Consider the following 21,602-nt stretch of genomic DNA (forward strand, 5'->3'; position numbering starts at 1 on the left):
GGATGCGGAAACTGGTTTGGCTTTTGGCCCTCCTTTTGGGGATGGGCCTGGCGCAAGGGGAGAAGCTCAAGGCCTGCTTCATCTATGTGGGCCCCGTGGGGGATGCTGGCTGGACCTACGCCCACGATGTTGGGCGGAAGAAGGCGGAGGCGGCGCTCCCTTGGTTGGAGACCCGCTACGTGGAAAGCGTTCCGGAGGCCCAGGCCTTGCCCGTCATTGACCGCTTCGTGAAGGAGGGGTGCCAGGTCATCTTCGCCACCAGCTTCGGCTACATGGAGGCGGTACTCGAGGCGGCCAAGAAGTACCCGGACGTCATCTTCGCCCACGCCACCGGGTTCAAACGGGCCCCCAACGTGGCCACCTACATGGCGGACTTCTACCAGGTCTACTACCTGAACGGCCTCGCCGCCGGGGCCCTCACCAAGACGGGCAAGGTGGGGTACGTGGCCGCCTTCCCCATCCCCGAGGTGAAGCGGCACATCAACGCCTTCGCCCTGGGGGTGCGGGCGGTGAACCCCAAGGCCCAGGTCCTGGTGCGTTGGATCAACGCCTGGTACGACCCCGCCAAGGCCCGGGAGGCCACGGAGGCGCTCCTTTCCCAAGGGGCGGACGTCTTCGCCTTCACCGAGGACACCCCCACGGTGATCCAGACGGCCGCCAAGAAAGGGGCCTACTCCTTCGGCCACTACACCCCCATGCTCAAGTTCGCCCCCGACCACGTGGTTTCCGGGCAGATCGTCCACTGGGACGTGATCTACATTGACTTCCTCAAGAAGGTGAAGGAAGGCGTCTACACCGCCAAGAACCTGCAGAACGTGGACTACTTCTGGCTCCTGCAGCACAAGGCGGTGGAGATGGGGGCGGACTATGGCGTCCCCATCAACCCCAAGCACGTGCCCCTGTTGCAGAAGGCCAAGATGCGGGTGGCGGGGAAGGAGGTTGCGGTCTACGACCGCATCATGGCCCTTCTCAAGGACATGTCCAGCCCCAAGCCCACCTTTGACCCCTTCACCGGGCCCATCCGGGACCGCAAGGGGGTGGTGCGCATTCCCGCCGGGCGCAAGGCCACCTTGGAGGAGCTCCTCACCATGGAGTGGGCCGCCCCTGGGGTGGTGGGGGACTGGCCGGGGGAGCCGAAGTAGGGAAAGCATGGGGGGGCCGGGCCTAGGCCCGGCCCCTTTTCTACAGGCTCTGGAAGACTTCTTCCAGGATCTCTAGCCCGAGGGCCGCCTCTTCCCGCGTGAGGATGAGGGGTGGGGCGATGCGGAGGGCGGAAGGGCCTGCTGGGAGGAGGAGAAGGCCCTTGTGGAACGCCCTTTCCACGGCCTTATCCCGGAGGTCCGGCCGCTCCTCCTCGGGCGTGCCGAAGTCCAGGCCGATCATAAGCCCCCGGCCCCGCACGTCCCCGAGGAAGGGGAAGCGCTTCTGCATGCCCTTAAGCTCCTCCAGGAGGTAGGCCCCCACCCGGGCGGCGTTTTCCATGAGGCCCCCTTCCAAGAGGTCCAGGGTGGCGTGGGCGGCGGCCGCCGCCACCGCCTGGCCGCCGAAGGTGGTGCCGTGGGCCCCGGGGCGCCAGCTCCCGAGCTCCTCCCGGAAGAGGAGGGCGCTTAGGGGGTAGCCCGAGGCCAGGCCCTTGGCCAGGACGTAGACGTCCGCCTCCACCCCCTCGTGCTCCAGGGCGAAGAAGGTTCCCGTGCGCCCGGCCCCGGACTGCACCTCGTCCGCCACCAGGAGGATGCCGTGCCGCTCCAGGAGGGCTTTGAGCCTGGGGAGGAAGCCCTTGGGGGGCACCACGTACCCCCCCTCGCCCTGGATGGGCTCCAGGAAAAAGGCGGCCACCTCCTCCGGGGGAAGGGTGGTGCGGAAGAGGTGCTCCAGGTAGCCCAAGACCGCTTCCCCCACCTCCTCGGGCTTCGCCCCTAGGGGCGGGCGGAAGGGGTTGGGGAAGGGGATGTGCACTACCCCGGGCAAAAGGGGGGCAAACCCCTTGCGGTAGGCGCTCTTGCTGGCGGTGAGGGAAAGGGCCCCAAGGCTCCTGCCGTGGAAGGCCCCGGTGAAGGCGAGGAGGTAGGGCCGGCCCGTGTGGTGGCGCACCAGCTTGATGGCGGCCTCAATCCCCTCGGTGCCGGAGTTGCCGAAGAAGACCCGATACCTTCCGCCAAGCTTCGCCACCAGGCGCTCGGCCAGGGAGAGGGTGGGCTCGTGGGTGAAGTCGGAGAAGCAGACGTGGGCGAAGCGCTCCGCCTGGGCCCGCACCGCCTCGAGGACCTTGGGGTGGGCGTAGCCCGTGGTGTTCACGGCGATGCCCGCCATGAAGTCCAAGAAGACGTTCCCGTCCACGTCCTCCAGGAAGACCCCTTGCCCTTTGGCGGGGACGAAGGGGTAGGGGCGGATGTAGGAAGGGGAGAGGACCCGCTCGGCCCGCTCGGAGAGGGCCTGGGCCATGGGTCCAGGGAGGGGCGTTTTCACTTCGGGTTTCATACGGGGCCAGTCTACCAGGCCCGAAAAGGGCCTCCCACCCGCTCTTTATGCGGGTGGGTGCAAAGCTATGCCTAAAGGAGGCCCAGGGAGTGCAGGTGGGGCCTGGCGTAGAAGAGGGTGAGGGCGGTGGCGGCGTCCTGGACCTCGCCCCTTTCCAGAAGGGCGTAGAGCTCCCGAAGGGAAAGCTCCACGGGTTCCAAGAGCTCCCCGTCCTCGAGGCTCGGGGCCGCCACCACCTCCGCCCCCAGGGCCAGGAAGGGGTGGAAGACCACGGCGGTGAAGGAGGGCTGGGGGTGGAAGGGGGGAAGGGGGATGACCTCCTTGGCCCGTGCCCCCACCTCCTCCAGGAGTTCCCGCCGCGCCGCCTCCTCCGGGGTTTCCCCGGCGTCCACCTTGCCCGCCGGCACCTCCAGGAGGAACTTCCCCGTGGGGTGGCGGTACTGGCGGATGAGGAGGGCGGTGGCCCTTTCCGTAACCGGCAGCACGAAACTCGCCGCCACCGGCCCTGGGCGGTAGATGTAGGTGAGTTCCTTACCCGTGTGGGTCCTTACCCGTTCCCGCACCAGGCGCACGGGCTCGGAAAGGATCTCCTCCAGGGAAAGCCGCTTCCAGGGGTTCATGAGGTCATGCGCTCAATGACCCGCCGGACCCTCTCCCCAGGGGCCCTGGGGCCCAAGGCCTTGGTCACGGCCCCGATGGCCGCTAAAGGGTTTTTGAACTGGGAGAGGTCCAGGTTTTCCCGGATCCAGGCCTCTATCTCCTCCTCGGTCATCTCCTTGGGCAGGAAGCGGTCCAGAAACGCCACCTCAAAGGCGTTCCCCTGCTCCAGGGCGATCTCCCGAAGCGCCTTTAGCACCTTCACCGCCTCGGCGTCGGGGAGGGGCTTGCCGTCCCCTTTGCGGTCCAACTCCGCCTTCACCACCCGGGCGAAGTCCAGGGTCTTCTGGTCCCGGGCCTTCATGGCCTCCTTGATGGTTTCCTTGATGGCCTCGTAGATGGTCATCCCCTTCAGTCTAGCGGGTACAATCCCTCTCATGTGGGCGCTCCTTTCCGTTTCCGACAAGCGGGGGATCGTGGACTTCGCCCAGGGGCTTCTGGCGTTAGGGTTTCGCCTCCTCGCCACCGGGGGCACGTATAAGGCCTTGGCGGAGGCGGGGCTTCCCGTCACCTACATCTCCGAGTTCACGGGCTTCCCCGAGATCCTGGAGGGCCGGGTGAAGACCCTCCACCCCAAGGTGCACGCTGGGCTTCTCGCCCGGCCCGACCAGGAGGCGGAGCTTAGGGCCTTGGGTCTGGAAAGGATCGGGGTCTTGGCGGTGAACCTCTACCCCTTCCGGGAGGCCGTGGCCCGGGGGGCCTCCTACGAGGAGGCCCTGGAGCAGATTGACATCGGGGGGCCCGCCATGCTCCGGGCCGCCGCCAAGAACCACCTGGCGGTCCTTCCCGTCTGCGACCCGGAGGACTACCCGCGGGTCCTGGAGGCCCTGCGGGAAGGGCCAAGCCCCGAGTTCCGCCGGGCCCTCGCCCGCAAGGCCTTCGCCCACACCGCCCGTTACGACGCCGCCATCGCCGAGTGGCTTTCCGGGGAGAAGTTCCCCGAGGAGAAGTTCTTGGCCCTGGAGCGGGTTTCCCCCTTGCGCTACGGGGAAAACCCCCACCAGGAGGCGGCGCTTTACCGGGTGGCGGGGGAGGAGGGGCCTCTCCTTGCGGCCCGGGTCCTCCAGGGCAAGGCCATGAGCTTCAACAACTACCTGGACGCCGAGGCCGCCTGGAACCTGGTTTCCGAGTTCGGTGAGCCCGCCTGCGTGGCGGTGAAGCACCAAAACCCCTGCGGGGTCGCCCTGGGGGAAACCCCCCTCGAGGCCTACCAAAAGGCCTACCAGGCGGACCCGGTTTCCATCTTCGGGGGCATCGTGGCCTGCAACCGGGAGGTGGATGGCCCCACGGCGGAGGCCATGGCGGAGGTTTTCCTGGAGGTGGTCCTGGCCCCGGGCTTTAGCGAGGAGGCCCTAAGGGTCTTTGCCCGGAAGAAGAACCTGCGCCTCCTCGAGGTCCCCGCCCTGGCCCAGGGCCCCTACCTGGACCTGAGGCGCATCCGGGGCGGGGTGCTCCTCCAGGACGCCGACACCCTAGACCCCATAGACCCCAAGGTGGTGACGCAAAGGGCCCCCACGGAAGCGGAGTGGCGGGACCTCCTCTTCGCCTGGAAGGTGGTGAAGCACGTGCGCTCCAACGCCATCGTGGTGGCCAAGGGGGGGATGACCTTGGGCATCGGGGTGGGCCAGACCAACCGCTACGCCGCCGCCAAGCACGCCCTGAAGACCGCCAAGGAGGGGGCGAAGGGAGCGGTCTTGGCCTCGGACGCCTTCTTCCCCTTTGACGACGTGGTGCGCCTGGCGGCGGAGTTCGGCATCGCCGCCATCATCCAGCCCGGGGGGAGCGTGCGGGACAAGGACTCCATCCAGGCGGCGGACGAGGCGGGGATGGCCATGGTCTTCACGGGGGTGCGCCACTTCCGGCACTAGAGGGAAAGCTTGCCCCGGGCGGCCTTAAGCCGCCTTTGCGCCTCCTTGAACCCCACCAGCTTGCGGCTTTCCTCGTCGTGCAGGTGCAGGTCGGCGAAGGCGATTTGGAAGGCGTCCTTCAGGGTCACCGTGGGGGCCACCTTCACCAGGTCCACCTCCTCCTGCACCTTGGGCAGGAGGTAGTTGGGGATCTTGGGGGCCAGGTGGTGGATGTGGTGGAAGCCGATGTTTCCGGTGAGCCACTGGAGGACCTTGGGGAGCTTCAGGTAGGTGCTCCCCTCCATGGCCGCCTTCAGGTGCTCCCAACGGGGGTCGTGCTCCCAGTAGGCGTCTTCAAACTGATGCTGCACGTAGAAGAGGAAGATGCCCACCATCCCCGCCAGGTACTGGATGGGGAGGTAGACGAAAAGGAGGGTTTTGGGGCCCAAGAAGACCCCGATGCCCACGAGGAGAAGGACCAAGGCCAGGTTGGTGAGGGCCACGCTGTTCCGCACCGAGGGGCGGTCCGACCCGTAGCCCAAGGGCAGGCGGTAGGAGAGCATGAAGACGTAGATGGGCCCGAGGAAGAACATGACGAAGGGGTTGCGGTAGAGCCGGTAGCCGAGGCGCTCCCGGGGCGTGGCCCGCAGGTACTCCTCCAGGGTCATGGTGTAGATGTCCCCCACGCCCCTTTTGTCCAGGTTGCCGCTCGTGGCGTGGTGCCGGGCGTGGGAAAGTTGCCAGTGATGGTAGGGCACCAGGGTGAGGACCCCGGCGAAGAAGCCCAAGAGGTCGTTCATCCACTTCTTGGGGAAGAAGGAGCCGTGTCCGGCGTCGTGTTGCAGGATAAAAAGCCTTACCAGAAAAAGCGCCGCCACGAAGTCCAGGGCCAGGGTGAGGAGGAGGGAAACGGAAAGGGCCTTGTGGGCGAGGAAGAAGAGGGCGAGGAGGGGGAGGAGGGTGTCCGCCACCTGGCGGAGGCTTCGCAGGGTGTTGGGCTTGGCGTAGGGCTTGATGAGGGGGATCCAGTCTTTGGGTTCTACCTTATGCATAGGCGCTCCTCTTTCGGGGAGTGCCTTACCTTAGCCTGGAAAAGGATGAGAGGGATGAGCCTACCGGGGTTTTAGGCGGTCTTCCGAGTCCAAGAGGAGGGTCACGGGGCCGTCGTTTACCAGATGGATGCGCATGTGGGCCCCGTACACCCCGGTTTCCACGTGGACCCCTTGGGCCAGGAAGGCCTCAATGGCCTCCTCGTAAAGCCTTCGCCCCACCTCGGGCGGGGCGGCCTGGAGGAAGGAGGGGCGGTTTCCCTTCCGGGTGTCGGCGTAAAGGGTGAACTGGCTCACGAGAAGCACCTCGCCCCCCACGTCCTTCAGGGAGAGGTTCATCTTGCCATCGGCATCGGCAAAGACCCGGAGGTGGACGATCTTGCGGGCCAGGTACTGGGCGTCCTCTGGGGTATCCCTTTGCCCCACGCCCAAGAGGACCAGGAGCCCCAGGCCAATCCTTCCCACCACCTCGCCCTCCACCTCCACGAAGGCCTCCGTGACCCGTTGCACCACCGCCCGCACCCTTACCTCCTTTCCCCGGCGAAAAGGGCCACGGTGCCGGGCCCGGCGTGGACGCTCACCGCCGCCCCGGCGAAGAGGGTGCCTTGGAGCTCCACGCCTTCCGCCCTTACCGCCTCTGCTAGGGCCCTCGCCCCTTCGGGGTTCCCCACGTGGGCCACGTAGGCCAAGGCCCCTTTAGGGAAGCGGTGGCGGAAGAGCTCGGCCACCTTCTTGAGCCCTTCGGCGAAGCCCCGGACCCTGGGGCCTGGCACCACCTCGCCCCCCCGGACCTCGAGGACCGGCAGGATGCGAAGCAGGCTTCCCACCAGGTGCGTGATCCCGGAAATCCGCCCCGAGCGGTGCAGGTAGGTGAGGGTCTTGGGGAGGACGAAGCCCATGACCCGCTCCCGGTAGGGAGCCAAGGCCTCTTCCAGACGCTCCCAAGGGGTGCCCGTGGCGAGGAGCCGCCTCGCCTCCTCCAAAACCAAAAGAAGCCCACCATTTAAGGACCAGGAGTCCACCACCTTCACCCGCCCGCCAAAAGCCTGGGCCACGCTTTGGGCGGTGGCCACGGTGCCGGAGAGCTTCCCGGAAACGTGGACGGAAACCACCCGCTCGTGGGTCTTCAAGAGCGCCTCGTAGGCCCTTCTCAGGTCCTCGGGGGCCACCTGGCTCGTGGTGAGGTGTTCGCCCCTTTCCAGAAGCTGGACCACCTCTTCCGGGGTGATCTCCAGGAGGTCCCGGAAGGCGCGCTCCTTCCAAACCACCTGCTGGGGCACCAGGTGGATGCCCCGGGCCTTGGCCTCCTCCGGGGTAAGCCCCAAGGTGGAGTCGGCCACGAAGGCCACGTTAGAGGCTATAGGCGTAGAAGCCATAGGTTCCAGGCCCCGTGTGGCTAGCGATCACCGCGCCCAGCTCGCTCACCAAGGCCTCCTCCACGGGAAGGCCCGAGGCGAGGACCATCTCCTTGAGTTCCCGCACGGCACCCTCCTCGGCGCTATAGAGGAAGAAGGCCCGGATGCGCCCGCGGCCTTCCCCCCAGGTGCGGAAGTCCTTGACGATTTCCTCCCGGGCCTTCCTCTCCCCGCGGGCCCGGCCTGCCGCCTCCACGCGCCCTTCCTTCAGGGTGAGGATGGGCTTGATGCCGAGGAGGGTGCCCAAGAGGGCCTGCGCCCCGCCGATGCGCCCGCCCCGGCGCAAGAACTCCAGGGTGGCCACGCTAAAGCGCACGAAGTGGTCCTGGCGGATGCGCTTGAGCTCGTCCAAAACGGAGGCAAGGGGCTGGCCTTCCTCTAGGAGCTCGTGGGCCCTCAGGACCATCATGCCGATGCCCAAGGAGGCGGCCAGGGAGTCAAAGACGGTCACCCGGCCCGGGAAGTCCTTGGCGGCGAGCTCCGCCGACTGCACGGTGCCGGAGAGCTTGCTGGAGATGTGAATGGAAAGCATGTGGTCGGCGTTTTGGAGAGCTTCTTGGTACACCTTGAGGAAGTCTTCGGGGGAGGGCTGGCTGGTGGTGGGGAAGGCGCTTCCCTCCCGGACCTTCCTGAAGATTTCCTCCGGGGCAATCTCTTCCCAGTCCCGGTAAACCCGTCCGCCCAAAGACACGTACAGGGGGACGACGCGGATGCCCAGGCGCTCCCGTAGGGGCTTGGGCAGGTCGGCGGTGGAGTCCGTCACCAAGGCTACCCTCATCCAAACCTCCGTGTTGTCCGGGACAGGATACCACAGGGGTGGTGTAGTGTAGCGGGCAAGTTGCCCTGGGCGCTCGTTTTTGCTAGGGTCAAGGGTATATGTGGCGGGTCCTGGTCTCCGACGATATGCGGCTTGGGGACGTGAAATACCCCGGGGTTCTCCTGGACTACCGGCCGGGCATCTCGCGGGAGGAGCTTTTGGAGATCATCCCCGCCTACGATGCCCTCATCACCCGCAGCCGCACCCGGGTGGACGCCGAGCTTTTGGAGCGGGGCAAGCGGCTTAAGGTAGTGGGCCGGGGCGGGGTGGGGGTGGATAACGTGGACCTCGAGGCGGCAAGCCGCCTGGGCATCCTGGTGGTGAACGTGCCCGAGGCCAACACCCGCTCGGCGGCCGAGCTCGCCTTCGGCCTCCTCCTTGCCGCCGCCCGGGGCATCGCCCTCTCGGACCGCAAGATCCGCCAAGGGGAGTGGGACCGGAAGTTTTTGGGGCTTGAGCTTAAAGGGAAGACCCTGGGCATCGTGGGCCTCGGGCGGATTGGAAGCCAGGTGGCCCGCTTCGCCAAGGGGTTTGAGATGCGGGTCTTGGCCTACGACCCCTACATCCCGAGGACCCGGGCGGAAAGCCTCGGGGTGGAGCTACAAGAGCACCTGGAGGACCTCCTCCGCCAAAGCCACTTCCTCACGGTGCACACCCCCCTCACCGAGGAAACCCGGGGGATGATTGGGCGGCGGGAGCTTTACCTCTTGCCCCGGGGGGCCGTGGTGGTGAACGCCGCCCGGGGCGGGATCATTGACGAGAAGGCCCTTTTGGAGGTGTTGGAGGAGGGCCACCTCTTCGCCGCCGGCCTGGACGTCTTCAGCGAGGAGCCGCCCCCCAAGGACCACCCCCTCCTCGCCCACCCCAAGGTGGTCCTCACCGCCCACCTGGGGGCGAACACCCTGGAGGCCCAGGAGCGGGTGGGTGAGGCCATTTTGGAGCGGGTGGTGCGCACCCTCGAGGGGGACCTGTCCTACGCCCTGAACACCGGCTTTGACCCCGAGGCCCTAGAGGCCCTGCGGGGCTTCCTGCCCCTGGGGGAGGCCTTGGGGAAGCTCCTCGCCCAGATCACCAAAGGCCGTCCCGAGGCCTTGGAGGTGAGCTTCCTCGGCCAGTTTGAGAAGGACCCCGAGCCCATGGCCAACGCCGTGGCCAAGGGGTTTCTTTCCCGGGTCCTGGGGGGTGAGGCGGTGAACCTGGTTTCCGCCAGGCCGCTTCTCAAGGACCGGGGGATCCGCCTCGTTACCCGCCGCTCGGAGGAGGCGGGGGAGTACGCCCGCTTGGTGGAGGTGCGCCTCACCACCGACCAGGAGGAGCGCCGGGCCCGGGGGGTGGTGATGGGGGGGAAGCCGAGGCTCGTGGGGATAGACGACTACGCCCTCGAGGTGGTGCCCGAGGGGTACATGCTGGTCTGCGTGAACTACGACCGCCCGGGCGTGGTGGGCCAGGTGGGGACGCTTTTGGGCGAGGCTGGGGTGAACATCGCCGGGATGCAACTGGGGCGGGACGTGCCCGGGGGGAGGGCGCTTTTCGTCCTCACCGTGGACCAGAAGCCCTCGGCGGAGGTGTTGGAGGCCTTGCGGGCGCTCCCCGTACTGGAGCGGGTGGACCTGGCGGAGATGGGGTGAAGGGGAGGTTGGGCTAGGCGGAGAAGACGCTCACGAGCGAGTAAAATCGTGCGGGAATTCACATATAATTGTCGTATGGTTCAGAATTGACCGAACATTCGGAACTTGGTAGCCTAACCCTGTGGACCCCGAGCTCAAGCGCTGGCTAGAGGAAACCGCCCTCCTCTTTGAGGAGGCGGGCCTGCCCCGCATGGCGGGCCGGGTTCTGGCCTGGCTCCTGGTGGCGGAACCCCCGGAGCAGACGGCCCGGCAGATGGCCGAGGCCCTGGGGGCGAGTAAGGGGGCCCTGAGCCCGGCGCTTCACCTCCTCACCCGGCTTCACCTGGTGGAGCGGCAGCGCCGCCCTGGGGAGCGGTCCGACCGCTACAGCGTCCGCCCTGGGACCTGGCGGCGCCTTCTGGGCGAGCAGGTGCGGGTCTTGGGGCGGTACCGGGAACAGGCGGAACGGGGGCTACGTCTGGTGGGGGAGGAGAGGGGTGGGCGGCTTCGGGAAATGGGGGCCTTTTACGCCTTTTTGGAGCGGGAGCTTCCCCAGTTGCTCGCCCGCTTTGAGGAGGAAGTATGACCCTCTTGCGGCTGGCCTGGCGAAACGTCATGCGGCAACGGCGGCGCACGGCGCTCTTGTCCTTGGTGGTGGTCTACGTCACCGTGGCCACGCTTTTCCTCTTCGGTTTCCTGGACGGGTATGGGGAGAGCCTGGTGGACGCCTACGCCGGCTACGTGGAGGCCCCGGTGGTGGTGGCCAAGGAGGCCTGGTGGGAGGACCCTGACCCGGAAAACGGCCTCATGGCCCTTCCCTCCCTGCCCGAGCCCTTCACGCCCAGGCTTTCCCTCTACGCCCTCCTGCGCTCGCCCTACCGCTCGGAGGGGGGCGTGGTGCTGGGGGTGGACCCGGACGGGGAAAGGAGGCTTTCCCGGGTCCCCGCCAAGGTGAAGGAGGGGAGGTGGCTTTCGGGCCCTGGGGAGGTGGTCCTGGGGCACCGCTTGGCGGAGCGCCTGGACGTGCGGCTTGGGGAAAGGCTCGTGCTGGAAACGGGCAAGGCGGCCCTAGGCCTTAGCGTGGTGGGAATTGTGCGTTCCGGGGTTTCCAACGTGGACTTCGCCGGGGTCTACCTCCACCTGGAGGACGCCCGGCGCCTGGCGGGCCAGGGCATCCTCGCCACCCACCTGGCGGTGTGGGCTCCCCGGGGCCGGGAGGAGGCCACCGCCCTGGCGCTCAACGCCTTGCTGCCCCAGGGCCTAAGGGCCAAGGGGGTTTGGGATCTCATGGGGCCCATCCGGGCGGACTACGAGGGAAGCCGGCTCTTCTACATCCCCCTCATGGGCCTTTTCATGCTCCTCGCCGCCGTGGCCGTGGTGAGCACCACGTACGTGAGCGTGCGGGAAAGGCTTAGGGAGTTCGCCGTGGGCGAAAGCCTGGGCCTCACGCCCCTTCGCCTTGCGGTGGGGGTGGCCCTCGAGGCCGCCCTGGCGAGCGGCGTGGGCCTCGTGCTGGGCCTTCTCCTGGGCTACGCGCTCCTCGCCTACACCGCTACCCACGACGTCTTCGGGCCCCTCATGCGGCTTAGCGTGGAGCTCTTGCCGGAGTCGGGGCTTTCCGAGCACCTGTACACCGCCGTGCGCCCGGTTTACGCCCTGTACGCCTTCTTGGTGGTGGCCTTCTCGGGCCTCCTCGCTTGGCTTTTCCCGGGGCGGCTGGTGCTCGGGTTGGACCTGCCGCGATACCTAAAGGGGGAGTGAGGATGAAGCGTGCCTTAGCGCTGGTTGTCATTCTGGCCTTGGTCCTGGCCCAAAGCCCTTTGGCCAAGCTCAAAGCGGCCTTGGACCGCCTTCGGGGCCCCGCCCACCAAGGGGTCTACCTGGTCCAGGTGGAGCGGCCCGGGAGCACGAAGTCCTACCGGCTTCGGGTATACACGGATGGGGAGCGGGCCCAGATCCGGGTTCTGGAGCCCAAGGGCGAGGCGGGGCAGGCCTACCTTTCCCTGGGGCAGGACCTCTACCTCTACGACCCCCGCTTGGGGCGGACCCTGCGCCTGCCCCCCACGGGGCGCACGGAGCGCTTCCTGGGCTCGGACCTCACCTACCAGGACCTCATGGGCCGGGACCTGGAGGACCTCTTTGAGGTCTCGGAGGCGGATGGGGTCTTGGTCCTCACGCCCAAGCCGCAGGCAGCCACCCCTTACGGCCGGGTGGAGGTCTACCTAAAAGAAGGCCTGATAGAGCGGGTGCGCTACCACGACCAGCGGGGCCAGGCGGTGCGGGAGCTCCTCCTCCTGGGCTACCAGCGCCTGGATGGGGCCTTTTTGCCCAAGGTCATGGAGGTGCGGGACCTCCTTAAGGAGGGGTACCGCACGCGGGTGGAGATCGTGGAGGTAAAGGTGGGGCCGGTGCCGGAAAGGTGCTTCAACCCGCTTTACCTGGAAAGGGGGTGCTAGGTGCTTCGCCTTGCCTGGCGGAACCTCTTAAGGACGCCTGGGCGGAACCTCACCACGGGCGGGGTGGTGGCCCTCGTGGTCTTCCTCTCCTTGGTGTTCCTCTCGGTGTACGCCGGGGCCTTTGACGCCTTCTTCCAGACCACCCTGGACCGCACGGGGCACCTGGTGGTGCGGGTGGAGGGCTACCAGGAGAAGGAGGATCTGGAAAGCCTCACCTTCGTGCCCCCCCTCCTTTCCCTGCCGGAAGGGGCCAAGGCGGAAGGGGTGTTGGAAGGGGGCGGGCTCCTCCTCGCGGGGGAAAGGAGCCGGGCGGTGATCCTCACGGGGCTTACCCGGGAAGGTTTTGCCCGGCAGAAAAACCTCCTCAAGGAAGGCCGCTTCCCTGAGGCCTCGGGGGAGACCCTGTTGGGCGAGGCCTTGGCCAAGGCCCTGAAGGTGGGTTTGGGGGGCGAGGTGGTGGCCTACGCTCCCGGAAGCCTGGGGCTTGGGGTCTACGCCTTCCGGGTGGTGGGGCTACTGGACCTACCGGAAACCCACCTGGAGGCCCGCACCGCCATGGTCCTTTTGGAGGACGCCCAGGCCCTTCTGGCCCCGGGGCGGGTGAGCCGGCTAGAGATAAGGCTTCCCTGGGTGGGCCTTTACGACCTTAAGCCCCTGGAAGACCTGAAGGCGCGCCTGGCGCCCGAGCTTCCCGGCCTCGTGGTGGAAACCTGGCTGGAGGCGAACCCTCTCTACGCCGCTCTTCTTCCCCTCTACGACACGGTGATGAGCGTCTACGTGGGGATTTTCTTCATCCTTGGGGGGCTTATCCTCCTCAACGCCCTTTACCTTTCCTTGGTGGAGCGGGTAAGGGAGTTTGGGCTCCTTGCGGCCTTGGGGCTCACGGGGAGGCGGCTTATGAGCCTGGTCTTTTGGGAAAGCTTCCTCCTCGTGGGGGTGGCGGCCCTGGTGGGGGTGGCGGCGGGGCTTATGGTTCACCTGGAGCTCGCCGATGGCTTCCGTTTGCCGCTACCCGCTTGGATCCTGGAGCAGTACAAGGAGTTCGGCCTGCCGGAGGTCCTCTACGGGCGGCTCGGGGTGGAGGGGGTTCTCCTCACCCTGGGCTACGCCGTGGGGGTGGCGCTTTTGGCCGCCTTGTGGCCGGGGTGGCTGGCCTCGAGGCTGGAGCCCGTGGACGCCATGCGCTACGTGCCGTAGGAGGGTGGTATGCCCATCGTGGAAGCCAAGGGAGTGCGGAAGGTGTACCGGGGGGACGGGGTGGAAACCGAGGCCCTGCGGGGGGTGAGCCTGGCGGTGGAAAAGGGGGAGTTCACCGCCTTGGTGGGGCCTTCGGGGAGCGGCAAGAGCACGCTCCTCCACATCCTGGCGGGCCTGGACCTGCCCACGGAAGGGGAGGTCTATGTGGGCGGGGTGCGCCTGGACCGCCTGAACCGCTCGGCCAGGGCCCGCTTCCGCCTGGAACGCATCGGCCTCGTCTTCCAGGCCTACAACCTCTTGCCCGTCCTCACCGCCTTGGAGAACGCCGCCTTCGTCCTGGAGCTTCGGGGGGTCCCCAAGGCCGAGCGGGAGCGGCGGGCCTTGGAGGCCCTGGCCGCCTTGGGCTTAAAGGACAAGGCCCACCGCTTTCCCCGGCAGCTTTCCGGCGGGGAGCAGCAACGGGTGGCGGTGGCCCGGGCCTTGGCGGCCGAGCCCGTCATCGTCTTGGCGGACGAGCCCACCGCCAACCTGGACTCCCGCACGGGCCTCGCCCTCATTGAGCGGATGAAGGCCCTGAACGAGGCCCAGGGGGTCACCTTTCTCTTTTCCACCCACGACCCGAGGCTTTTGGAGCATGTGCGGCGGGTGGTGCGCCTGGAGGACGGGCGCATCGTGGGGGAGGAGGTGCGCTAGGTGCGCTGGCTTTGGCCCTTCCTGCTCCTTCCCGCCCTGGGCCAAGGGTGGGAGGCGGGGGTGTACGGCCTGGGGCCCGCGCCCACGTTTTTCCTGCGCTTCTCGGGGGAGCTAGGGGAGGGGGTGCGGGTTTCCTACGCCCTCGCCCCCTACCTGCGGGAGGGAGAGGGCGGGCTTTCCTTGGAAAGGCTTTACTTGGTGGCGGAGGAGGGGGAGTGGAGGCTTCTTCTGGGGCGCTTTCCCTTGACGCTTGGGGAGGGGCGGCTTTTCCCATACACCTGGAATGCCCCAAGCCCCACCGGGGGCGAGGAGGGGGTGTGGGGCGGTGCGCTCACCTGGTACGGCCCTTGGCGCCTCCGCTTAGGCTACGCCTGGGACCGGGGGGGCTTCCTGGAGGCGGCGTGGCCCGAGGTGCGGGTTTGGCTGGAGAGGGAGGGCGGGGGCGTGGCGGGGAGCGTGCGGCTGGGAGAGGCGGTGGCCTACGGGGAGGGCCGGCTTGGGGCAGGAGGCCCCTTTGCCCTCGTGGGGGCGACCCTGGCCTTGGGGGAGGGGATGGTGACCCTCGAGGGCACCTACCCCTGGGGCGGGGCCTTGGGGGCGGTCTGGCCTTTAGAAGGCTTGAGGCTTGCGGGGGCGTTGGGGTACGGGGCGGGGTGGTGGGGTTCGCTTGCGTTGGAGGGGGAGGAGTTTTGGGTAAGGGTGGGCTGGGGGTCTGGGGTGTGGACGTGGGGCATGGGGTTTAGAGGAGAGTTTTAGCACAAGCAAGTTACATCGTGAAAAGTCTCACTTACGCTTGCCAAACCCGTACACCAACTCATCCCCCTTCCGCACCACCAGGAGGAGGGCCGGCCGTCCTAGGCTGTCCTTGAGCACGTACTTGGTCCGCACCTCCCCGTCCACCACCCGCTCCTCCTGGCTTTCCACGAAGTACCCAGCGGCGGCGAAGGCGGTGAGCACCTGCTGGACGAAGGTGGCGTGGAGCCTGGCGGCTAGGCCCTTGGCGGCGAAGGCCTCGAGGGCGTACCCCTTGGCCTCGGGAAAGCGGGCGAGAAGGGGTTCGGGGCTGCGGGCCTTGTAGGAGCCTGCGGGAAGCCGCACGGCCGGGTCCAGGCTTGAGCTCAGGGCGGCCACCGCCGTCACCTCCACCAGGGTTTGGGCCAAACCTACCCCTAGCGCCAAGAAGGCGAGCAAGACCTTGAGCTTTCCCATAAGGGCATCTTAGCCCAAAAGGAGGTCGCGGGCCCGGAGGGCGAGGTGCACCCGGGCCAGGGTTTCCGGCTGGCCCAAGGGGCCCACCACGGCCTCAATGCGCTTCAGGCGGTAGCGCAGGGTGTTGGGGTGGACGTGGAGCCTGCTCGCCGCTTCCTCCACGCTCCCCGAGGCCATGTAGGCCTCGAGGGTCCGAAGGAGCTTGGGGGGAAGGGGGAGGTAACGCTCCACCAGGGCCCTGAGGTCCTCCGGGGACTGTTGCAGGAGGACGAAGGCCACGGGGTCCAGGCCTGTGAAGGAGAGGGCCTCCCCCGCCCGCGCCGCCTTGAGGGCGATGAGGGCCTCGCGGTAGGCCTCCTGCACCGCCCGGTCGGCGTGGACGGCGGAGTAGCCCAGGCGGCTTCCCGGGATGAGGGCTTTGAGAAGCCCTTCCGCCTCCTTTTTGGGGCTATGCACCTGCCACATGGCTGCCACCCGGTTCCCCCGGGTGGCGAGGAGGTAGGGGACGCCGAGCCGGTCCAGGTAGGCCCCCGCCTGGCGCCTCAGTTCCAGGGTGGCCTCCCTGCGCCTTTCCTCCGCCAGGCGGTGGCGGCCCGGGACCTCGGGGGGCTCGGCCAAGGCCAGGACCCACTCCACCCCCTCGGCGAAGCCGAAGGCGAAAAGCCTTTCCGCCTCCGCCTCCCCCAGGATGAGGCCCTCCAGAAGCGCCGCCCCCAAGGACTCCTCCCGCATCCTTTCCAGGCTTTTCTCCAAGGAGCGCACCTTGAGGAGCCGGGCCGCCACCTCCAGAAGCCCCCTCGCCCGCTTGAGCGCCCCCTCCTCCCCGTAGGCCACCAGCACCCCTTCCCCGGCCTCGAGGGCAAGCCACCCCCGGCCCTCCCCCGGAGCCTCGGGGTGCCTGGGGGGCACGGGGCCGGCGAAGCCCAGGACCTCCCCCCAGGGGGCCACCCGGGCCAGGGGCAGGCCCGTGGCCTGGTGCAGGACCTCCAGGAAGGGGCGGTCCGGAAGCTTCAGGAGGAGGTCCACGAGGCTTGCCAAGGCTAGGCCCGGCGCCAGGGCGAAGAGGCGGAGGGCGAGGGCCTTCTCCACCTCCTCCCGGCCGAGCCAAGGGGGGTAAAGGGCCAGGCCCAGGCCCTCGCTTTGGGCGAAGGCCTCCACCTCGGGGTCGGGCCCGGGGAGGAGGAAGCCCGTGGCCGCCCGGTAACGGAAGAGGCTCCCCTCGGGGCGGAAGAGGAGGAGGGCCCCCTCCAGGGGGAGGAGCGGGCGGGGCTCGGGGAGGACGAAGAGGGCGGGGCGGGAGGTGGGGACCCGGAGGGTTAGGCCCAGGGCCTCCGCCAGGGCGGTGAAGGAGATGGGGTCTTGACCAAACTCTGCCTCGGGCATTGTGTATTTCACCAATACCACCTGCCTTTGTCCGGGGCAAGGCGGAGAAGAGTGTGTATCTAAACAAATGACGCCGAAACTTTGTTTGTCCGTACGATTGCCCGAAGCCCGCCCCCTAGGCATCCTGGGAAACGAAAGGAGAAGCGCATGTTCCAGGGTTCCATACCGCCCTTACCCACACCCTTTCGCAAGGGCAAGCTAGACGAGGAGGCCTTGCGCCGCCTGGTGGAGCGGGTGGTGCAGGGGGGGTCCCACGGGGTGAGCGTGGGGGGAACCACGGGGGAGCCCGGCACCCAGACCCTGGAGGAGCGAAAACGGGCCCTAGAGGTGGTCCTGGACCAGGTGGCGGGGAGGGTGCCCGTCATCCCGGGAACGGGGGCCTTGCGCCTGGAGGAAACCCTGGAGCTCACCCGCTTCGCCCGGGAGGCGGGGGCGCAAGGGGCCATGGTCATCGTCCCCTACTACGTGAAGCCCAACCAGGAGGGCCTTTACCGCTACTTCGCCGAGGTGGCCAAGGCGGTGCCCGACTTCCCCCTCCTCATCTACAACATCCCCGGGCGGGCGGGGGTGGAGATCGCCCCTAAGACCGTGGCCCGCCTCCGGCGGGACTTCCCCAACATCGTGGGCCTCAAGCACTCCTCCAAGGACCTGGAGTACCTCTCCCACCTCTTCGCCGAGGCGGGGCGGGACTTCCTCGTCTTCTGCGGCCTGGAGAGCCTCACCCTGCCCATGATGAGCCTGGGGGCGGTGGGCACCATCGCCGCCACTGCCAACTGGCTCCCCAAGGAGGTGGCCCTCCTCTGCGAGAGGGCCCTGGCGGGGGACTACGAGGGGGCCAGGGAGATGCACTACTACCTCCTCGAGGCCAACGAGGCCATCTTCTGGGACACGAACCCCATCCCCCTCAAGACCGTGCTCGCCTGGATGGGGCTTTTGGAGAAGGAGTGGCGGCCCCCCTTGGGCCCCACCACCCCCGAGGTGGAGATGCGGCTTCGGCGGATGGCGGAGCGCTACGGCCTCGTCCCCGTGGAGGCGGCATGAAGCTCGCCCGCTTTCTCGCCAAGGGAAGGGTGCACCAGGGGGTCTATAGGGACGGCCTCCTCCTGGACGAGGCGGGGGAGGCCCACGACCCCGAGGGGGTGACCTGGCTCCTCCCCTTCACCCCGGGGAAGATCCTGGGGGTGGCCCTGAACTACGCCGACCACGCCGAGGAACTGGGCCTCGCCCGCCCCGAGGAGCCCGCCCTCTTCTGGAAGCCCAACACGAGCCTCCTCCCCCACAAGGGGGTGGTGCTTTACCCCAAGGGGGCGCGGTTCGTCCACTACGAGGTGGAGCTCGCCGTGGTGGTGGGGAGGCCCATGAAGCGGGTGAAGGCCAAGGACGCCCTGGACTACGTCCTCGGCTACACCATCGCCAACGACCTGGTGGCCCGGGACTACGTGACGAACACCTTCCGCCCCCCCATCCGGGCCAAGGGGCGGGACACCTTCTTGCCCCTTGGGCCCTTCCTGGCGGTGGGGGAGGTGGAGGACCCCCAGAACCTCTGGCTAAGGGCCTACGTGAACGGGGAGCTCCGGCAGGAGGGGCACACCTCGAGGATGCTCTACTCCGTGGCGGAGCTTTTGGCGTTCATCTCCGAGTTCATGACCCTGGAGCCCTACGATGTCCTCCTCACCGGCACCCCCAAGGGGATCAGCCAGGTCCACCCGGGGGACGTGATGCGCCTGGAGATTGAGGGCCTGGGGGCCCTGGAAAACCCCATAGAGGAGGAAGCATGAGGTACGCCGACGCCGTGGCGGGAATCCCTTGGGAAACCATTGAGGCGGTGCGGCGGCGCCTCCAGGAGAAGCCCGCCCTCCACTTCATCAAGGGGGAGTTCCTCCCCTCGGAAAGCGGGGAAACCTTCCCCTCCCTGGACCCCGCCAGCAACGAGGTCCTGGGCCATGCGGCGAGGGGCGGGGAGCGGGAGGTGGACCGCGCCGCCCGGGCGGCCCACGAGGCCTTCGCCACGTGGAGCCGCACCAAGGCCAAGGAGAGGAAGCGCTACCTCCTCAAGGTGGCGGAGCTCATAGAGAAGCACGCCGACGAGCTCGCCGTGATGGAGTGCCTGGACGCCGGGCAGGTCCTGCGCATCGTGCGGGCCCAGGTGGCCCGCGCCGCCGAGAACTTCGCCTTCTACGCCGAGTACGCCGAGCACGCCATGGAGGACCGCACCTACCCCGTGGACCGGGACTGGCTCTACTACGCCCTTAGGGTCCCCGTGGGCCCCGTGGGCATCATCACCCCCTGGAACGCCCCCCTGATGCTCTCCACCTGGCGCATCGCCCCCGCCCTGGCCTTCGGGGATACCGTGGTCCTGAAGCCGGCGGAGTGGAGCCCCTTCACCGCCAGCAAACTGGCGGAGATCTTCCAGGAGGCGGACCTGCCCCCTGGGGTCTTCAACCTGGTCCAGGGCTTCGGGGAGGAGGCGGGGGCGGCCCTGGTGGCCCACCCCCTGGTGCCCCTCATCACCCTCACCGGGGAGACGGAGACGGGGAAGGTGGTGATGCAGAACGCCGCCCGTCACCTCAAGCGGCTTTCCTTGGAGCTCGGGGGGAAAAGCCCCGCCTTGGTCTTCGCCGACGCCGACCTGGAAAGGGCCCTGGACGCCGTGGTCTTCCAGATCTACTCCTTCAACGGGGAAAGGTGCACGGCGAGCTCCCGCCTCCTGGTGGAGGAGGGCATCTTTGAGGAGTTCGTGGCCAAGGTGGCGGAAAGGGCCAGGGCCATCCGCGTGGGCCACCCCTTGGACCCCGAGACGGAGGTGGGGCCCCTGATCCACCCCGAACACCTGGAGCGCGTCCTGGGGTACGTCCGGGTGGGCCTCGAGGAAGGGGCAAGGCTCCTCGTGGGGGGCAGGCGGGCCACCCGCTCCTTCCGGGGGGAGGACCTCTCCCAGGGCAACTACCTGGAGCCCACCCTCTTCGTGGGGGAGAACCACATGAGGATCGCCCAGGAGGAGATCTTCGGGCCGGTGCTCTTGGCCATCCCCTTCAAGGACGAGGAGGACGCCCTCAGGAAGGCCAACGATACCAAGTACGGCCTCGCCGCCTACGTCTTTACCAAGGACCTGGAGCGGGCCCACCGCCTGGCCTTGGAGTTGGAGGCGGGCATGGTCTACCTCAATAGCCACAACGTGCGCCACCTGCCCACCCCCTTCGGCGGGGTGAAGGCGAGCGGGGACCGGCGGGAGGGAGGGTTCTACGCCCTGGAGTTCTACACCGACCTGAAGAGCGTGGCCCTCCCCTTGCGGCCCCCCCACATTCCGAGGTTCGGCAAGTGAGGAGGTGAAGGATGGCGAGGACGGGAGCGGAGTACATAGAGGCCCTGCGGGAGAGGCCCCCAAACCTCTGGTACAAGGGGGAGAAGGTGGAGGACCCCACCACCCACCCGGTCTTCCGGGGGATCGTGCGCACCATGGCGGCCCTTTACGACCTGCAGCACGACCCCCGGTTCCAGGAAGCCCTCACCTACGAGGCGGAGGGGAAGCGCCACGGCATGAGCTTCCTCATCCCCAAGACCAAGGAGGACCTGAAGCGGCGGGGCCAGGCCTACAAGCTCTGGGCGGACCAGAACCTGGGCATGATGGGCCGAAGCCCCGACTACCTGAACGCCGTGGTCATGGCCTATGCGGCGAGCGCCGCGTACTTCGGGGAGTTCGCCGAAAACGTCCGGAACTACTACCGCTACCTGCGGGACCACGACCTGGCCACCACCCACGCCCTCACCAACCCCCAGGTGAACCGGGCCAAGCCCCCTTCCGCCCAGCCCGACCCCTACATCCCCGTGGGAGTGGTGCGGCAGACGGAGAAGGGCATCGTGGTGCGGGGGGCCCGGATGACCGCCACCTTCCCCTTGGCGGACGAGGTCTTAATCTTCCCCTCCACCCTCCTCAAGGAGGGGCCAGGGAGCGAGAAGTACGCCATCGCCTTCGCCCTTCCCACCTCCACCCCTGGGCTCCACTTCGTCTGCCGGGAGGCCCTGGTGGGGGGGGATAGCCCCTTTGACTACCCCCTCTCTAGCCGCCTCGAGGAGATGGACTGCCTCGTCATCTTTGACGACGTCCTGGTGCCCTGGGAGCGGGTCTTCATCCTGGGGAACGTGGAGCTTTGCAACAACGCCTACGCCCAGACGGGCGCCCTGAACCACATGGCCCACCAGGTGGTGGCCCTGAAGACGGCCAAGACGGAGGCCTTCTTGGGGGTAGCGGCCCTCATGGCCGAGGGCATCGGGGCCGACGCCTACGGCCACGTGCAGGAGAAGATCGCCGAGATCATCGTCTACCTCGAGGCCATGAAGGCCTTCTGGACCCGGGCGGAGGAGGAGGCCAAGGAAAACGCCTATGGCCTCCTGGTGCCGGACCGCAAGGCCTTGGACGGGGCCCGGAACCTCTACCCGAGGCTTTACCCGAGGCTAAGGGAAATCCTGGAGCAGATCGGGGCCTCGGGCCTCATCACCCTGCCCTCGGAAAAGGACTTCAAGGGCCCCTTGGCGCCCCTTCTGGACAAGTACCTCCAAGGGGCCACCCTGGACGCCCGGGAGCGGGTGGCCCTCTTCCGCCTGGCCTGGGACATGACCCTTTCCGGCTTTGGGGCCCGGCAGGAGCTTTACGAGCGCTTCTTCTTCGGCGACCCCGTGCGCATGTACCAGACCCTCTACCAGGTGTACGATAAGGAGCCCTACAAGGAGCGGATCCGGGCGTACCTCAGGGCCTCCCTCGGCGTCTTCGCCCAGGAGGAGGTGGAGGCGTGA

General features: G+C 67.8%; 22 protein-coding genes. 13 read left to right on the forward strand and 9 right to left on the reverse strand.

Annotation, left to right across the window (positions count from 1 at the left end):
- Window positions 1-2: 2 nt before the first annotated feature.
- Window positions 3-1,142 carry a BMP family ABC transporter substrate-binding protein gene (locus LXN00_RS09510; RefSeq protein ID WP_234507662.1) on the forward strand — a complete coding sequence of 380 codons (1,140 nt, stop codon included), beginning with the start codon at window positions 3-5 and terminating at the stop codon, window positions 1,140-1,142.
- A 40-nt stretch (window positions 1,143-1,182) separates the two neighbouring features.
- On the opposite strand, the gene LXN00_RS09515 is transcribed toward LXN00_RS09510, so the two are convergent.
- The 3 genes from LXN00_RS09515 to LXN00_RS09525 form a co-directional block, all read right to left on the reverse strand.
- Window positions 1,183-2,481, reverse strand: coding sequence for an acetyl ornithine aminotransferase family protein (locus tag LXN00_RS09515; RefSeq protein WP_234507664.1), 1,299 nt, complete (start codon window positions 2,479-2,481; stop codon window positions 1,183-1,185).
- 71 nt (window positions 2,482-2,552) lie between these two features.
- Complete coding sequence (locus LXN00_RS09520) at window positions 2,553-3,101, reverse strand: NUDIX hydrolase (RefSeq protein ID WP_234507665.1); 549 nt, start codon at window positions 3,099-3,101, stop codon at window positions 2,553-2,555.
- Window positions 3,098-3,484 (reverse strand): GatB/YqeY domain-containing protein, encoded by a 387-nt coding sequence (locus LXN00_RS09525; protein WP_234507667.1) that lies wholly within the window; start codon window positions 3,482-3,484, stop codon window positions 3,098-3,100. The genes LXN00_RS09520 and LXN00_RS09525 overlap by 4 nt, the downstream gene beginning before the upstream one ends.
- A 31-nt stretch (window positions 3,485-3,515) precedes the next feature.
- Between LXN00_RS09525 and purH the strand changes: the two genes are divergently transcribed.
- Complete coding sequence (gene purH / locus LXN00_RS09530) at window positions 3,516-5,006, forward strand: bifunctional phosphoribosylaminoimidazolecarboxamide formyltransferase/IMP cyclohydrolase (RefSeq protein WP_234507669.1); 1,491 nt, start codon at window positions 3,516-3,518, stop codon at window positions 5,004-5,006.
- Here purH and LXN00_RS09535 read toward each other — a convergent pair.
- The 4 genes from LXN00_RS09535 to LXN00_RS09550 are packed head-to-tail and all read right to left on the reverse strand — an operon-like array spanning window position 5,003 to window position 8,227.
- Complete coding sequence (locus LXN00_RS09535; RefSeq protein ID WP_234507671.1) at window positions 5,003-6,037, reverse strand: fatty acid desaturase; 1,035 nt, start codon at window positions 6,035-6,037, stop codon at window positions 5,003-5,005. The genes purH and LXN00_RS09535 overlap by 4 nt on opposite strands.
- A gap of 60 nt (window positions 6,038-6,097) precedes the next feature.
- A complete protein-coding gene (gene dtd, locus LXN00_RS09540; RefSeq protein ID WP_234507673.1) occupies window positions 6,098-6,556 on the reverse strand; it encodes a D-aminoacyl-tRNA deacylase in 459 nt (152 codons plus the stop codon).
- Between the two features lie 2 nt (window positions 6,557-6,558).
- Window positions 6,559-7,383, reverse strand: coding sequence for a DegV family protein (locus LXN00_RS09545; protein WP_234507675.1), 825 nt, complete (start codon window positions 7,381-7,383; stop codon window positions 6,559-6,561).
- A 1-nt stretch (window position 7,384) separates the two neighbouring features.
- Window positions 7,385-8,227, reverse strand: coding sequence for a DegV family protein (locus tag LXN00_RS09550; RefSeq protein WP_234507677.1), 843 nt, complete (start codon window positions 8,225-8,227; stop codon window positions 7,385-7,387).
- A 98-nt stretch (window positions 8,228-8,325) separates the two neighbouring features.
- On the opposite strand from LXN00_RS09550, the gene serA reads away from it, so the two are divergent.
- The 7 genes from serA to LXN00_RS09585 all read left to right on the forward strand — a co-directional run bounded on the left by serA (window position 8,326) and on the right by LXN00_RS09585 (window position 14,975).
- Entirely contained in the window at window positions 8,326-9,894 is a 1,569-nt protein-coding gene (gene serA, locus LXN00_RS09555; protein WP_234507679.1) for a phosphoglycerate dehydrogenase, read from the forward strand.
- Window positions 9,895-10,015: 121 nt separating this feature from the next.
- Window positions 10,016-10,459 (forward strand): GbsR/MarR family transcriptional regulator, encoded by a 444-nt coding sequence (locus tag LXN00_RS09560; protein WP_234507682.1) that lies wholly within the window; start codon window positions 10,016-10,018, stop codon window positions 10,457-10,459.
- Window positions 10,456-11,634 (forward strand): ABC transporter permease, encoded by a 1,179-nt coding sequence (locus tag LXN00_RS09565; protein ID WP_234507684.1) that lies wholly within the window; start codon window positions 10,456-10,458, stop codon window positions 11,632-11,634. The genes LXN00_RS09560 and LXN00_RS09565 overlap by 4 nt, the downstream gene beginning before the upstream one ends.
- A gap of 2 nt (window positions 11,635-11,636) precedes the next feature.
- Window positions 11,637-12,329, forward strand: coding sequence for an outer membrane lipoprotein-sorting protein (locus LXN00_RS09570; protein WP_234507686.1), 693 nt, complete (start codon window positions 11,637-11,639; stop codon window positions 12,327-12,329).
- Complete coding sequence (locus LXN00_RS09575) at window positions 12,330-13,526, forward strand: ABC transporter permease (protein ID WP_234507688.1); 1,197 nt, start codon at window positions 12,330-12,332, stop codon at window positions 13,524-13,526.
- Window positions 13,527-13,535: 9 nt separating this feature from the next.
- On the forward strand, window positions 13,536-14,219 hold the full coding sequence (locus LXN00_RS09580) for an ABC transporter ATP-binding protein (RefSeq protein WP_234507690.1): 684 nt from the start codon (window positions 13,536-13,538) through the stop codon (window positions 14,217-14,219).
- Entirely contained in the window at window positions 14,220-14,975 is a 756-nt protein-coding gene (locus tag LXN00_RS09585; RefSeq protein WP_234507692.1) for a hypothetical protein, read from the forward strand.
- 27 nt (window positions 14,976-15,002) lie between these two features.
- Here LXN00_RS09585 and LXN00_RS09590 read toward each other — a convergent pair whose 3' ends face one another.
- Window positions 15,003-15,428, reverse strand: a complete 426-nt coding sequence (locus tag LXN00_RS09590; protein ID WP_234507694.1) for a hypothetical protein — start codon at window positions 15,426-15,428, stop codon at window positions 15,003-15,005.
- A 9-nt stretch (window positions 15,429-15,437) separates the two neighbouring features.
- Window positions 15,438-16,811, reverse strand: a complete 1,374-nt coding sequence (locus tag LXN00_RS09595) for a PucR family transcriptional regulator (RefSeq protein WP_234507797.1) — start codon at window positions 16,809-16,811, stop codon at window positions 15,438-15,440.
- A 147-nt stretch (window positions 16,812-16,958) separates the two neighbouring features.
- Between LXN00_RS09595 and hpaI the strand changes: the two genes are divergently transcribed.
- From hpaI to hpaB, 4 genes are read left to right on the forward strand one after another with little or no spacing between them, the layout of a single operon-like run.
- Window positions 16,959-17,852 (forward strand): 2,4-dihydroxyhept-2-ene-1,7-dioic acid aldolase, encoded by an 894-nt coding sequence (gene hpaI, locus LXN00_RS09600; protein WP_234507695.1) that lies wholly within the window; start codon window positions 16,959-16,961, stop codon window positions 17,850-17,852.
- Entirely contained in the window at window positions 17,849-18,589 is a 741-nt protein-coding gene (locus LXN00_RS09605) for a fumarylacetoacetate hydrolase family protein (RefSeq protein WP_234507697.1), read from the forward strand. Before hpaI ends, LXN00_RS09605 begins: the two co-directional genes overlap by 4 nt.
- On the forward strand, window positions 18,586-20,133 hold the full coding sequence (gene hpaE, locus LXN00_RS09610) for a 5-carboxymethyl-2-hydroxymuconate semialdehyde dehydrogenase (protein ID WP_234507699.1): 1,548 nt from the start codon (window positions 18,586-18,588) through the stop codon (window positions 20,131-20,133). The genes LXN00_RS09605 and hpaE overlap by 4 nt, the downstream gene beginning before the upstream one ends.
- A gap of 11 nt (window positions 20,134-20,144) precedes the next feature.
- The gene (gene hpaB, locus LXN00_RS09615) at window positions 20,145-21,602 is read left to right on the forward strand and encodes a 4-hydroxyphenylacetate 3-monooxygenase, oxygenase component (RefSeq protein ID WP_234507701.1); all 1,458 of its coding nucleotides are present in this window, start codon (window positions 20,145-20,147) and stop codon (window positions 21,600-21,602) included.

This window comes from Thermus brockianus (assembly GCF_021462505.1).
Taxonomy (GTDB): Bacteria; Deinococcota; Deinococci; order Deinococcales; family Thermaceae; genus Thermus; species Thermus hydrothermalis.